General features: G+C 55.3%; 14 protein-coding genes. 12 read left to right on the top strand and 2 right to left on the bottom strand.

Translation table 11 applies throughout. The annotated features are described in order from the left end of the window. Positions 1 to 70 precede the first annotated feature (70 nt). The 6 genes from RY831_RS14470 (at position 71) to RY831_RS14445 (ending at position 5,784) form a co-directional block, all read left to right on the top strand. A complete protein-coding gene (locus RY831_RS14470; RefSeq protein WP_326507071.1) occupies positions 71 to 1,048 on the top strand; it encodes a Bug family tripartite tricarboxylate transporter substrate binding protein in 978 nt (325 codons plus the stop codon). A gap of 61 nt (positions 1,049 to 1,109) precedes the next feature. After that, entirely contained in the window at positions 1,110 to 2,339 is a 1,230-nt protein-coding gene (locus RY831_RS14465; protein WP_437126275.1) for an aromatic ring-hydroxylating oxygenase subunit alpha, read from the top strand. Positions 2,340 to 2,343: 4 nt separating this feature from the next. Continuing rightward, the gene (locus RY831_RS14460; RefSeq protein ID WP_326507069.1) at positions 2,344 to 2,817 is read left to right on the top strand and encodes an aromatic-ring-hydroxylating dioxygenase subunit beta; all 474 of its coding nucleotides are present in this window, start codon (positions 2,344 to 2,346) and stop codon (positions 2,815 to 2,817) included. Positions 2,818 to 2,827: 10 nt separating this feature from the next. Then, positions 2,828 to 3,793: a PdxA family dehydrogenase gene (locus RY831_RS14455; RefSeq protein WP_326507068.1), complete on the top strand. Its 966-nt coding sequence runs from the start codon at positions 2,828 to 2,830 to the stop codon at positions 3,791 to 3,793. A gap of 47 nt (positions 3,794 to 3,840) precedes the next feature. After that, positions 3,841 to 4,911 carry a CDP-6-deoxy-delta-3,4-glucoseen reductase gene (locus RY831_RS14450; protein WP_326507067.1) on the top strand — a complete coding sequence of 357 codons (1,071 nt, stop codon included), beginning with the start codon at positions 3,841 to 3,843 and terminating at the stop codon, positions 4,909 to 4,911. 9 nt (positions 4,912 to 4,920) lie between these two features. Next, positions 4,921 to 5,784, top strand: a complete 864-nt coding sequence (locus tag RY831_RS14445) for an alpha/beta fold hydrolase (RefSeq protein WP_326507066.1) — start codon at positions 4,921 to 4,923, stop codon at positions 5,782 to 5,784. 204 nt (positions 5,785 to 5,988) lie between these two features. Here the strand turns inward: RY831_RS14445 and RY831_RS14440 are convergent, their stop codons facing one another. Then, positions 5,989 to 6,135, bottom strand: a complete 147-nt coding sequence (locus RY831_RS14440; RefSeq protein ID WP_326507065.1) for a hypothetical protein — start codon at positions 6,133 to 6,135, stop codon at positions 5,989 to 5,991. Between the two features lie 297 nt (positions 6,136 to 6,432). On the opposite strand from RY831_RS14440, the gene RY831_RS14435 reads away from it, so the two are divergent. The 6 genes from RY831_RS14435 (at position 6,433) to RY831_RS14410 (ending at position 12,755) form a co-directional block, all read left to right on the top strand. Then, positions 6,433 to 7,056, top strand: coding sequence for a hypothetical protein (locus tag RY831_RS14435; RefSeq protein ID WP_326507064.1), 624 nt, complete (start codon positions 6,433 to 6,435; stop codon positions 7,054 to 7,056). Continuing rightward, positions 7,053 to 9,059: a TnsB C-terminal domain-containing protein gene (locus RY831_RS14430; protein WP_326507063.1), complete on the top strand. Its 2,007-nt coding sequence runs from the start codon at positions 7,053 to 7,055 to the stop codon at positions 9,057 to 9,059. The genes RY831_RS14435 and RY831_RS14430 overlap by 4 nt, the downstream gene beginning before the upstream one ends. 61 nt (positions 9,060 to 9,120) lie before the next feature. After that, the gene (locus RY831_RS14425) at positions 9,121 to 10,074 is read left to right on the top strand and encodes an AAA family ATPase (RefSeq protein ID WP_326507062.1); all 954 of its coding nucleotides are present in this window, start codon (positions 9,121 to 9,123) and stop codon (positions 10,072 to 10,074) included. Between the two features lie 893 nt (positions 10,075 to 10,967). Continuing rightward, positions 10,968 to 11,291 carry a hypothetical protein gene (locus RY831_RS14420; RefSeq protein ID WP_326507061.1) on the top strand — a complete coding sequence of 108 codons (324 nt, stop codon included), beginning with the start codon at positions 10,968 to 10,970 and terminating at the stop codon, positions 11,289 to 11,291. Positions 11,292 to 11,339: 48 nt separating this feature from the next. Next, the gene (locus RY831_RS14415) at positions 11,340 to 11,594 is read left to right on the top strand and encodes a hypothetical protein (protein WP_326507060.1); all 255 of its coding nucleotides are present in this window, start codon (positions 11,340 to 11,342) and stop codon (positions 11,592 to 11,594) included. Positions 11,595 to 11,651: 57 nt separating this feature from the next. Beyond that, positions 11,652 to 12,755, top strand: coding sequence for an IS5 family transposase (locus tag RY831_RS14410; RefSeq protein WP_326507059.1), 1,104 nt, complete (start codon positions 11,652 to 11,654; stop codon positions 12,753 to 12,755). Between the two features lie 647 nt (positions 12,756 to 13,402). Here the strand turns inward: RY831_RS14410 and RY831_RS14405 are convergent. Next, positions 13,403 to 13,567, bottom strand: coding sequence for a hypothetical protein (locus tag RY831_RS14405; RefSeq protein ID WP_437126272.1), 165 nt, complete (start codon positions 13,565 to 13,567; stop codon positions 13,403 to 13,405). Positions 13,568 to 13,657 lie beyond the last annotated feature (90 nt).

Here is a 13,657-nt window from a genome sequence, read left to right as displayed (position 1 = left end):
TGTGGTAAATTCTGCGTCATTGAGATTGACCGAAGCGCAAATGCAAGGGTTGCCAAGACATGGAGGAGACATGAAGCACGCAATATCCAAATTAATGACCGGCGTTGTTCTTGCCGCCGGCGCTGCAGCCTCATTCGCCAACCCGGCCGAAGGCTATCCGAAAGCGACGATCAAGATTATCGTCAACTTCCCGGCGGGCGGTACTGCCGATATTCTGCCGCGCATCATCGCCCAGAAATTGAGCGACAAATGGGGACAGCCTGTGATCGTTGAAAACCGCACGGGCGCCGGCGGAAACATCGGCGCGGAAGCCGTTGCGAAGGCGGCGCCGGACGGCTATACCCTGCTTGCAACGCCGCCGGCGCCGCTGGCGATCAATCAGTACCTGTACAAGTCTCTGCCCTTCGACCCCGCGCGCTTCGAGCCGGTCACGGTGCTTGCGACCGTACCCAATGTGCTGGCCGTACGCGCCAATCTTCCGGTGAAGACGGCGAAAGATTTCATCGCTTACGCTAAGAAGGAGGACGGAATGGTCACGGTGGCCACGCAGGGAAACGGTACGACATCGCATCTGACGGCTTCGATGTTCGCGACGCAGTCGGGAACGAAGTACACCTTCGTGCCATACAAAGGCACGGCGCCGGCGTTGACCGATCTGATGGGGGGACAGGTCGACGTCTTCTTCGACAATATCGCATCGATGTCAAAACTGCATGAAACCGGCAAGGCCAGAATCCTGGCGGTGGCCAGCGCCAATCGCAGCCCCTTGCTTCCCAATATGCCGACCTTGTCAGAGTCGGTGCTTCCGGGATTCAACGCGTCAACCTTCTTTGCTATGGCTGCGCCGCCCGGCACGCCAGCTGAAATCACACAGAAGCTCAACGGCGCCATCAAGGACATCCTGAAGCAGAAGGACGTACAGCAGAAATTTCTTGAGCAGGGCGCGGAAATCGTCGGAAACTCGCCGGCTGAAATGAAGGACTTCGTGATGAACGAGCGCGTGCGCTGGAAAAAAGTGATCGACAGCGCCGGCGTGACGATGAATTGATGGTTCGGCAGACGTTAGACAATCGACGAGGATGAACGAGATGGAAGTGAAACTGCATGACATGCGCACAAGCAGCGCGACCTGGGAACCCGGTCTGACGGAAGTCCCGTACTGGGTGTATCAGGACGAGCGCGTCTATCGTCAGGAACAGGAACGCGTGTTTGGCGGCTCGACATGGAATTATCTTTGCCTTGAGGCCGAGATCCAGAGCAACGGCGATTACCGCACCACCTTCGTCGGCGAAGTGCCCGTCATCGTCGTGCGCGACGAGGAGGGCGACGTCTATGCGTTCGAGAACCGCTGCGCGCATCGCGGCGCGCTAATCGCATTGAAGGACAGCGGTAATGAAAAAGACTTCACCTGCGTCTACCATGCGTGGCGCTACGACCTGCAAGGCAATCTCAAGGGCGTCGCATTCGAACAGGGCGTCAACGGCAAGGGCGGCATGCCTCCGGACTTCTGCAAGGAAGAACACGCGCCGCGCAAGCTTCGCACCGCCGTCGTGGCCGGCCTGGTGTTCGGCAGCTTCGATGACGATGTGCCTCCGATCGAGGAATATCTCGGCGACGAGATCCTGCAGAAGATCGAACGCGTGATGCACAAGCCGGTGGAAATCCTGGGCCGCTTCAAGCAGACCATCCCGAACAACTGGAAGCTGTATATCGAGAACGTGAAGGATTCCTATCATGCCAGCCTGCTGCATGTCTTCTTCACCACCTTCAAGCTGAACCGCCTGTCGCAGAAGGGTGGCGTGGTGATCAGCGAAACCGGCGCGCACCATATCAGCTGGTCGAAGATCGATCACAAGCCGCAGACCGATAGCGAGTATGCGGCCGAAAAGCTGCGTTCGGACATGGAGAGCCTGAAGCTGGCCGACCCGACCATGCTGGAAGGCTGCGACGAGTTCGGCGACGGCGTCACGCTGCAGATCCTGTCGGTATTCCCCGGCTTCGTGCTGGCGCAGATCCAGAATACGCTCGCGATCCGGCAGATCCTGCCGACCGGCATCGACAAGACCGTGTTGAACTGGACTTACTTCGGCTTCGAGGACGATACGCCCGAACTGCGCCGCATGCGCCTCAAGCAATTGAACCTGACCGGTTCTGCCGGTTTCGTCTCGATGGAGGACGGCGCAGTCGGCGGTTTCGTGCAGCGAGGGATTGCAGGCGCGAGCCGGGAGAAGGCGATCCTGAAGATGGGAGGCGATAGCATCGAAACTCAAGAAAACCGAACCACCGAAGCCTCGGTGCGAGGTTTCTGGAACGCCTACCGCAGCTACATGGAGATCTGAGCGCATGAGCACGATCACGCAAGAAAAGCTTTCCGCACTCAATGCCGCCTATGCCCGCTGCATCGATAACGACCAGCTTGAGCAATGGCCCGATTATTTCCAGGAAAAATGCCTTTACCTCATCACCACCGCGGACAATCACGACGCCGGCATGCAGGCCGGCATGGTATATGCGGATACGCGCGGCATGCTGCAAGACCGCATTGTGGCGATGCGGGAAGCCAACATCTATGAGGAGCAGCGCTACCGCCATATCATCGGCATTCCGTTCATCGTCGAAAACGATGACAGGCTGGCTTCGGTGGAAACTCCGTTCATCGTGATGCGGATCATGCGCGGCGGCGAGACCATGGTCTTCGCGACAGGACGTTACCTTGATCGTGTTATTGTCGATGGAAATGGCAGTCTCAAGTTCGCCGAGCGTGTCGTAGTGTGTGACAGCACCAACATCGACACGCTACTCGTGATCCCTCTGTAAAGGAGCTGCGATGAAGCGTATTGCGATTGCGTTTGGCGAACCCAACGGCATCGGCCCGGAAATCGCCGTCAAGGCGGCGGCCGAATTGCAGGGCGCGGTGGAATTGGTGCTGGTCGGCGACGAGTATCTGGTGCGCCATCATGCCGAGCGGTATGCGCCGCAGCTGCGTCCGGTCAGGTTCGAGCCAGGTGCAGCGCATAGCGGTCCGGTGCTGCCTTTCGTCGATGTTCCGGCGCTCCCGCAGACGGCATTCTGCCCGGGCGAGACGCTTGCCGAGGCCGGCACGGCCATCGTCAGCTATGTCCGCGAGGCTGTCGGACTCGCACGGCAGGGCGCAGTCGATGCGGTGATCGGCTGTCCGCATTCGGAAACGGCCATCCACCGCGCCGGCATCCGTTTCTCGGGCTATCCCGGTCTCATCGCGGAATTGACCCGCACGCCGGAAGAGCACGTTTTCCTGCTGCTCGTATCGCCCGAATTGAGAATCGGGCACGTCACGCTGCATGAGCGCCTTCACGGCGCGCTCGACCGGATCAATACCCAGCTGGTGGTCAATGCCGCCGTTGCGGTCATTGAAGCCACCAGGGCGCTCGGCATCGCGCAACCGAAGCTCGGCGTGTTCGGCATCAATCCGCACGCGAGCGAAGACGGCTTGTTCGGCAGCGACGATCAATTGATCAATGTTCCGGCAGTTCAACGCCTGCGTGAGATGGGTTATTCGGTCGACGGCCCGGCCGGTGCGGACCTGATGCTGTCGCAGCGCAGGCATGATGTGTACTTGGCGATGTACCACGACCAGGGACATATTCCCATCAAGCTCCTGAGCCCGCTGACTGCCAGCGCCTTGTCGGTCGGTGCCGGCATTCTGTTCAGCAGCGTCGGCCACGGCTGCGCATATGACATTGCGGGGAAGGGCATTGCCGATCCCAAGGCGACGATCCGCACCGCGCGCATGCTTGCCGGTATGCCGCACTAGGGCGGACAAGCAGGCAACTCAATCACCAGAAATGAAAGGTCAGCGTCATGTCTCATACGATCCAGCTTGAGGGCCATGGCATCGAGTTCTCGTGCGAGCCGGCCACATCCGTGCTCGACGGCGCGCTCGCCGCAGGCTATGAAATACCTTATTCCTGCCGCAGCGGCATCTGCGGCAGCTGCCGCGGACGTGTCGTTTCGGGCAAGGTGCAGGGGGGGCTTGGAGGTGGCCTAACCGCGGAAGAGGAAAAGAGCGGCCATGTGCTGCTTTGCCAGGCGCATCCATGCTCCGATGTCTCGGTGGAAGTGCGCGAAGTGCGCAAGATCGACAAGAATGCGATCAAGACCATCAAGGCCAAGGTATATCGGATGACCCGTGCGGCGCCCGACGTCACCATTCTGCAACTGCGCTTTCCAGCGGGTACGCGCGTCAAATTCAAGGCGGGCCAGTACCTGAGCGTCAAGCTCGAAGACGGCAGTTTCCGGCATTACTCGATGGCCAATCCTCCGCACCAGAACGACAGCGTCGAGCTGCATATACGCCATGTGCCCGGTGGCAGATTTTCGCAGAGGATGGAGCAGGGCCTTGCTGCCGGCGAGCAGCTTGAACTGTCGATTCCTTACGGCGACTTCTTCCTACGCGGGAATGAAGACGGAAGCGAAAGCGGCAAACCCATTGTGCTGCTGGCCAGCGGCACCGGCTTCGCTCCGATCAAGTCCATTATCGAGGACGCGATCAAGGCCAAGAGCGAACGCAGCATGGTGCTCTACTGGGGAGCGCGGCGTCCGCAGGATCTCTACAAGATGAATCTTGCGCGCAAATGGGAAAGCCAGCTGTCCTGGTTCCGCTTCGTGCCCGTGCTGTCTGATGCGCAACCATCGGACGACTGGACCGGCAGAACCGGCCTTGTGCATCAGGCCGTGATGGCCGATATCCCCTCACTGAGCAGTCACGAAGTCTATGCCTGCGGCGCTCCGGCGATGATCAACGCGGCGCGCCATGAATTCGTTCATGCGGGCGGCTTGGATCCTGATGCGTTCTACTGCGATGCCTTCGTTCCGACCACCACGTCGGCCAACGAAACCGTGCAGGCGCAAGCCGCTGCAGCGGGCGGATAGTGGCCTAACTTGAATATTTCACTCTTTGATAACCTATTCCAAAAAGGTGAGCGGATGGTCCTTAATAGACGCAGAACATTTATCAAATCGAGCACGGCCACTGCCGCAGCGCTGGCTTTGGGTGGGTGTACAACGGCGAGTATTGGGCAGTCGCATTCAGGTGTCCGAAGCAAGCGTAATTACTTGCTTGTTCACGGCGCTTGGCTCGGTGGCTGGTGTTGGAAAAAAGTGATACCACTGTTATATGCTGAGGGACATAATGTTCACGTCATAACATTAACAGGATTGGGTGATCGTGCTCATTTACACAACCGCGGCATTGATCTTGATACTCACATACAGGATGTAGTTGCGTATTTGGACATGGAGGATCTTAATGACGTGGTACTCGTAGGCCATAGCTACGCTGGGATGGTGATCACCGGTGTATCCGAACGTGTTTCGCATCGGTTGAGGAGTATCGTCTACCTTGATGCCTTCTTGCCAGAGGATGGTAAGAGACTGCTGGATTACCAGTCCTCCGATCGACGCGAGGCGTCTCTGAAATTAGGTCTGGAAACTGGCATTGCCGCACCATTACCTATTCACCTGCTCGGTTTAGAAAAGGAGGAAGACATTGAATGGGTTAAGGCACGCCTTAGTCAACAGTCATTCCAGACCTTTGCCCAGCCGGTACGGCTGACAAAGAACGCACACCTAAAAATGCCGCGTACCTACGTACTTTGCACTGGTAGGTCTACGGGATCGTTCGGCCAGTTTGCGGAAAAGGTGCGAAAAGATCCAGGCTGGAATTACATTGAGCTCAAAACCGGTCATAATCTTATGATTACTGCCCCATACGAGACATCGCGAATTCTTCTTGAGGCGCCGTAACGATGCCTTGGTGACAGGGTTTGATCGAATTGAAGTAGTTGCTAGCCGACCTGTCACTGAATAAGGCCATGCTCAAGGAAGTCGCTTCGGGAAACTGGTAAGTCCCGAGCGACTCCGTCGTGCCGTGTGCATGCCGCAGGAACGCTTTGCTGTCTCAGAGCGTTGTGTCTTTCGCGTGGTGGGTCAGCCTCGTGCCGTGCAGCGTTATGTGCCGATGGTGCGCAGGGCTATTGGCATTTTCGCGCTGGCGATAGCTATTGATGAGAAACTATTCTCTTGGTCTTTACCTGCACCCGCCAAACCACGTCCGTCAGTGACTCGGTAACATACAAATTCGTCGTTAAATGTCATGTTTGTCGTTCCAAGGCCCGCGTCTTTGGGCAATGGGATCGCGCCATAAGAAAAGCCATGTTTGTCAAAGATTGCAATCTCGCCCGCTCCGTGCTGCGCATTATAGACGTTACCGTCGGTATCGTAGAGGAAAGTAATTTTGACTGCACTTTTTTCGCCGCTTCCCTCTGAGATCCAGAATTTGTAGTCAAATTTACTAGCGTACTTTGGAAAGTAATTTTGACGCTTGGTAGCAGAGGGAAGTAATTTTGGCTATTCGTAGCTTTGGTTTTTCCAACCAAGGCGTACGTTGTCGGAATGACGAGACTGACAACAAGCTTCCATGCCCCAGTTTCAATGGCTCGCCCGCGTGGCTCACGGCGTATTGAGATCTATGGGCTCAAACTCGATCGGCGAGTCCAATGCTTTGGCGAGGCGGCCTATGGTCAGTGGGTCTGCCTGGAAGCCGACCCGTCGATACAGACTTACTGCGAACGCCCAGCATTCCTCGAAATAGACAACGAAAAACTGCTCGTTGATTTCTGGATCAAGCAAGGTGACCAGGAGACGCTATTAATCATAGGCGAGGAGTGTTCGGTACAGAACACCACGCTTGCCAAGGCCTATTACGCGGTCAAGACGATTTCGCAGAACGAGCTCGCTGCTGCACAGGTTTGGATAGAGAATTGGGAACGCATCCTTCCCATCATTACTTCCTGCCGGGGACTCGTAGCAGATACGCTGTTGAAGTCGATAGAAAAGCTGATCACAGAGCCAATGCAGCTCTCGCACATTGAAAGAGAATTGGCCACTTCGGAGCCCACTATCGTACGTGGAGCGATATTCACGTTGCTTCATCGAGGCCAATTGCGAGCACCACAACTCCTCACCGAGCCGCTGTCGTTTCTAACCCGGTTCGAACCGGTGAAGGACAAGTCATGAATCGAAGGCGAAACTGTTTCCTCGAAATAGACACAAGCATCTGGCCCGCGGTCGACCACCATGCAATACCGGCAGAGAAAAGAATAGTGTTCGTTGCGCGCTCCACGGCGATAGAGCTCTATATCGCCGGAACACCGTTACGTGAGATTGGAAAGCGAACCGGAGTGCATAGCCGGCAATTGTATTGGTTGCTGGACCGATGTTTGACGGAAGCGGAGGATGGGCAAATTTATGGGTACCGTGCTCTGCTAAAGAGCCGGCGTATCGATCCTTATACTCGTACCGCAGAGTTCTTGTCGGTGCATGCGGGAACCAAGGGCGGTTATGCCGGCGCCTTCAAAGTTCTGCTTGAACGCTATCCAACGCTGGCAACGTGGCTGAATGGGAAACTTGAGCAACGCGCAGTCGTACTCGATCAAATTGGCACCGACGGGAAACTGAAGTTACGGCTAAGAAATCTTGGCCATCTGCATGCAGGTTTCATTACGCAGTGTCGAAAGCTGGGCATTACGGGGAACGACTATCCGCTCAATACAGACCGCATGGGAATGCGTACCTTGTCGGCATATGTCAAAGGGGAATTGCTGAGCAAGTTCGGTGCAGCTGCACGCGCAGCCGGTGCCATGCGGGTGAAAAGGTTGCCTCATCCCGGAATCGCCGTGCGACGAGGACCAGTGCGTCCCTACCAGGTGGTCGAGTTCGATGGGCACCGTGTCGACGTACGACTGAAGATCGTAATACGTGATCCATTGGGATTTGAAGAGGAAGTCGAAATTGAGCGTATCTGGTTACTGGCCATTATTGACGTTTGCACTCGAGCAGTTCTCGGTTATAACCTGGTTCTCTCGCGGGAATATGGCCGCTACGATGTCATCCGAACGATTGAAAAAGCGCTGACCCCTCACATGCCGCGTTCCTTTGCATTACCCAATGTCGGATATGGTGCGTCGGGAGGCTTTCCATCCAGTCGCCTGCCTGAACTTGGTTATGCGATATGGGAGCGTATGCGTCTTGATAATGCAAAGGCCAACCTTGCTGACGACACCGTACGTGCTCTTTGTGAGTTCATCGGCTGTGCCGTAGATGCTGGTCCACCCCATCATCCCAATGATCGGCCTTATATCGAGCGATTCTTTGGAACGATTGGAAGTACGTTATCGTCCCGCCTGCCGGGCTATACTGGATCCAATCCGCAGGATGTACGTCGGGCGCTCTCCGATCCTAAAGGAAATCTGCGGCTACTCATTGCTCTGAGTGAGATGGAAGAGCTGATGGAGGCGTCGATTGCCATCTACAACGCTACGCCGCATGACGGGCTCAATGGCCGTACTCCAATAGAGGCGATGGAGTACCTCGTAAGAGGGAAGGGCCAGCTAATCTCCTGGTTACCAGAGCCAAAGCGTCGCATGCTTTGCTTGATGCAAAAGGCTCGCAGATGCCGGGTACGAGGCTATCTGGCAGAAGGTACACGTGCGCATATCAACCTGTTCCAAGTCCGCTATACAAACAGCGTACTCGCATCCAGTACGGATCTCTTCGGAAGAGATTTGCGGATCTATTACAACAGCGAGGACCTCCGTACCGTACGGGCATTTCTACCAGATGGATCCGAACTTGGAATCCTGAAGGCGCAAGGAATGTGGGGAGAAATGGCCCATGACCTGAAACTGAGGCGGGAAATTCTGAGGAAACGGGCAGGAAACAAGCTCAAGTCTCGAATAGATTATGAGTTCATGGATGACTTTATGCAGGAAAAGCGGGCGAAGGCCAGAACAAGCCGGCGAGCAGCAAGTGATCTCGAACGGACCACTAGAATTCTGGCGAGTGCTCCTGCCGCTATTGTCGAGCCGGATTCAGGTATTGGCCTAAGTTCGACCTCCTTGTTGCCAGAGAAGGGCGGTCAACAGCAATACAAAGACGCACAAAAAGAAAAGAGACCAGAAAACGAAACGATAAAACCGCAGCCGCTCACTATTCCATCCGGATTCGTTGGCGGTATCTGAACCGTATTGCTAATTAGGGAGGTCAAGGGGTATGAGACACGTTCGTCCAATCGATCCGGACATGCATCCTATCGTAACAGGCAATTATCGGATCGCGACACCCGCCATACAAGCCTTCCTGGAACTGATCAATCGCTGCTTGCGATACAGGACGACAGGCGCCTTGATCTATGGGCCATCGCGCATTGGGAAGACTCGCTCGATCGAGTACTTGCGACTTCTGATGGCTGAGACTCATCCCAAAATTACGACTTACCATGTGCAGGCTGAACATAAACCCCGGCATGCGGAAGGGCCCTTCTTTACCAATCTTTTAGATGCTGTAGGTTGCCCCGATCCGGATAGGGGAACTAACCCAAGCAAGCGAATTCGGCTGATCAGCAAGATAAGGGAGGCGTGCACGAAGAATGGCAGTGGAACCGCCATCATGTTCGTCGACGAAGCTCAGCGTCTTGCGGAAAACGAGTACGAATGGCTCCGCGATGTTCAGGATCACCTCGACCGTCTGCAAATCAAGCTGTTCATGTTTCTTGTTGGGCAGCAGGAACTATACTCAATCAAGGTTAATATGCAGCGGGCAGGTCGCACTCAGATCGTCGCCAGGTTGATGGTTGATGAACTTGCCTTCTTCGGCATTCGTAACGTTCATGACGTTGCATCATGTTTGAGTGGATATGGCGAAACCGCGTTTCCGCAAAAGACTGACTGGACATTCACACGGTTCTATCTGCCTGAGGCGGTTGATGATGGGTACGCTCTGATACAGGATGCCCAAATATTATGGGATGAATTTGTAACTCTCCACAATAAGGCGAGTCTGGGCAGCAAGCTGGAGATTCCGATGGAATCCTTTACGAGGGCAGTAGAAATCGTCCTCAAGGAAAGTGAACTGCAAGACCGGCCGGATTTCCGTCCTTCAAGGGAAATGTGGCGACATGCTGTTCGTAACTCTGGTTACGTCCAGGCACGTGTAGCGACCGCTCGTATCCTAACTGAACTGGCCAAGCTGGTATAGCGAGGGAGATTAGAATGACACTGCCCATTATGTTGTTCGACGAGGCCAAATTGAAGCCAGCATTCGGCTATGTGTTTGAGCAAACTTGGGTATATCCATATGAATCCATCGTATCCCTTCTATGGAAATTTGCGAGACAGAACCAGTTACCCGGACATCTGATTGCGGCTCAGGCAGCAAAGAAGATTACTGACCCTTACGAGGGCATAGAGGCATGTGCAAAGAAAGTGGATATCAGTGGATTAGCCAAAGCACTTGGCCTCCCCAGTAAAACAATCCGCGAGTCAGTACTACCGGAGTCACTCCAACGATCCAGCAGCCCTTGGCTAAAGTATTGCAAACTATGCCTCAAGGATGGGTACCATAGCGTTGTGCACCAGCTCAACAGAGTAGGAAAATGCCCTTTCCATAGAATCGACGTGTCGGACGTTTGTCCTGAATGCGGTGGGCGCACTCCGTACCGTCTAAATGCACGATTACTGAATACCCCCTATCGATGTGCAAGTTGCCGTGCGCAGTATGCATGGCTCATTCCTTCTCCATTGCGAATCGTTCCGATGTCAAAGGAAGCGAGAACGGCCTTCACGCGTGTTCGCTTGGGTTCAGGTGCGCGGCAATAAAGGCCTACGGTTGCACGAAAAGTGCAGCTAAAATTACTTTCCGTCATTTGAAGAATGCTCGGTTTCTGGTTTATTCAGTAAGTCATTGATTTATGGAGAGAATCCATGACAGCAGTGACATGTAGCTAAAATTACTAGCGCAATGTAGCTAAAATTACTTTCCTCTACGACAAGATCAACGGCACTTCCCCTGACCTGGTGCGTGCCTTGGTGCAAGGCGGTGCGAGTCGTCTGGGTGAAGTCCTGGCGCCCATGCTGGGTGGTAAGCCGCCCATGGTACCCGGATATAAGCTGCGCATTGTCGATGGTAATCATCTACCCGCCAGCGAGAAACGCCTCAAGCCCTTGCGCGGCTTTCGTGGCGTCCATGAGCAAGCGGTATCGATCGAGGATGATCAGGGTAAGCTCATACGATTGCGGCGGGTGGAACTGTACCTGGCGCATCCCACCGAGGACGGTGACACGGTGATTCGGCTGCTGACCAATCTGCCGGCATGGGAGTTCAGCGCACGCAGCGTGGCCCGCGTGTATCGATTTCGCTGGAAAATCGAATCGCTGTTCCAGCGGCTCGAAGCGGTGCTGCACAGCGAGGTGTAGACGCTGGGTCATCCACGTGCAGCGCTGTTTGCATTTGGTGTGGCGGTGATGGCGTACAACGTGCTGGCGGTATTGCAATCGGCGGTGTGGGCTGCGCACGAGTTGCAGCATGATGAGATAGAATTATCGTCTTATTGCTTTGCTGATGAAATCCGGGCGCACTATGCCGGCATGATAATGGCTGTGATACCGACAGCATGGAAGCCTTACGACCGCATGAGCGCGGCTCGACTGGCGGAGGTATTGCTGCAAATAGCACTGCATGCCTATCCTAACAGGCTGTTGAAATTCATCCGCATGTAAACGGGCTTTGCAGGGTAGTCGTTAAGGATATTGTGTTGACGACGAAGGGAGAAGGCGATGCGTGGACTCGATGAGATGCAAGAGAGTTTGTTCACCATGAGCAAGCTGGAGGACTTTGTGCCGGCGGATCACCCGTTGCGGCCCATCCGTTTTTTGGTCAACGATGCGCTCAAGCGCTTGAATGGCTTGTTCAGTCTGATCTATGCCGATACAGGTCGCGCTTCGATCGCGCCCGAGAAGCTGATGCGAGCATTGCTGCTGCAAGTGTTCTATTCAGTGCGTAGCGAACGCATGCTCATGGAACAGATGCGCTACAACATGCTGTTTCGCTGGTTTGTCGGACTGGCCATGGATGATGCAGTCTGGGACCACTCGGTGTTTTCGAAGAACCGTGACCGGTTGCTCGCGCATGAGGTGGTGGAGGCGTTCTTCACACAAGTCATGACGACGGCGGATAAGCAAGGACTGCTGTCAAAGGAACACTTCTCGGTCGACGGCACGCTGATCCAGGCCTGGGCCAGTCACAAGAGCTTTGTCGCCAAGGATGGTTCGGATGATCAGCCACCCGGCGGTAGCGGCCGCAATCGGCAAGCCAACTGGAAAGGCAAGCCGCGCAGCAATGACACTCATGCCTCGACCACGGACCCTGATGCGAGGTTATACAAGAAGAGCGACAAGACGCCGGCGGTATTGTGCTACCAGGGTCATGTGCTCATGGAGAACCGCTCAGGCCTGGTGGTGGGTGCCGTCGTCAGTCACGCCGACGGCATGAACGAGCGTATCCATGCCCTGCGCCTGCTCGATTGTCTTCCCGGGCGCCATGCGAAGACGGTCGGCGCCGACAAGGCCTACGATACACGCGATTTCGTGGCCCATTGCCGTGCCCGCAATGTCACACCGCATGTGGCTCGGCATGAGCGGCGCTGGGGCGGCAGCGCCATTGACGGACGTACCACCCGGCATGGCGGCTATGGGGTCAGCCAGACCATCCGGGCGCGCATTGAAGAGCATTTCGGCTGGGCCAAGACGGTCGGCCATCTTAGGCAAACGATGTATCGTGGACTACGGCGGGTCGATCACCAGTTCAAGCTGACGATGGCAGCCAGCAATCTATGCCGGATGGCGCGAATACTGTTCGCGGTGCCGGAGGGAGGCGCATGATGAGGCGCATCACTATGGGAAACAGCATAGGCCTTGCCACAGCGGGCCAAGCAAGCTACCGCCCATCGGTCTGCATGGCGCACAGATTTGCTTCAAAAAATCTCTGCGATCACCTCGCGACAGATGCTTCGAGGTGAATTTCAACAACCTGCTAAGTCACTGCGACAGCATACGCGTGGCGCGAAGCCATCGGCAAAGAATGGCTATGTCTCAGGCGCTGTCGCACGCCGCCATGTCGCCACCGCACGAGTCCTCAAGAATGGCCTCGTTAAGTAAGACCTTGAAAGGGGTGGCTCTAAGAGGAGCGCTCAGAGGTGGCTTCGCGCTAGATTGCTTTCGGCTTGACTGTACTGTCGATGCTGGGCGATTTGTCAGCAGTACAGCGCTGTGACTCCTTGCCATGGGCCAGGGGCGCCGAGCCCGCAATGTCGCGTCGCCACGCCTTGTGCCGCAGGCAAATCGCCTCGGCCTCGCCAAGTCCAGTCAAGCCGAAAGCGCTCTAGCAAAGAACAATGCGGGCCTATCGTAGTGGCTACCGCTCCGTGGGACTGTTTCAACATATTCAGGTTGGGATGAGCTCTAACGATTGAGTTCTTGGCACTATGGCGTAAACATTCTATGCCGGTCATGCAGATGAAGGTTTCATGTCAATCGAGCTTGATCCCAGCCTGTTTAATTACTCTTGCGTATTTTTGACTATCAGCCTTAATCAATGCAGCGAGTTCTTCTGCACTACTACCCTTCGCATCAATGCCGACTGCTGAAAGTTTGTCTACGACGTCGGGCATTACCAAAATTTTGTTGACCTCCATATTCAGTTTCTTAAGGAATCTCTGCAAAAGTCGTCCGTTTTATTGTGTCATGCGTTAAGCATGTAGGCTTGAAACGGAAGAGGGAAATCT

The organism is Noviherbaspirillum album, assembly GCF_035916955.1.
Lineage (GTDB): Bacteria > Pseudomonadota > Gammaproteobacteria > Burkholderiales > Burkholderiaceae_D > Noviherbaspirillum > Noviherbaspirillum album.
The sequence above is the reverse complement of the archived record's forward strand: the minus strand, read 5'-3'. Positions and strand labels throughout refer to the sequence as shown.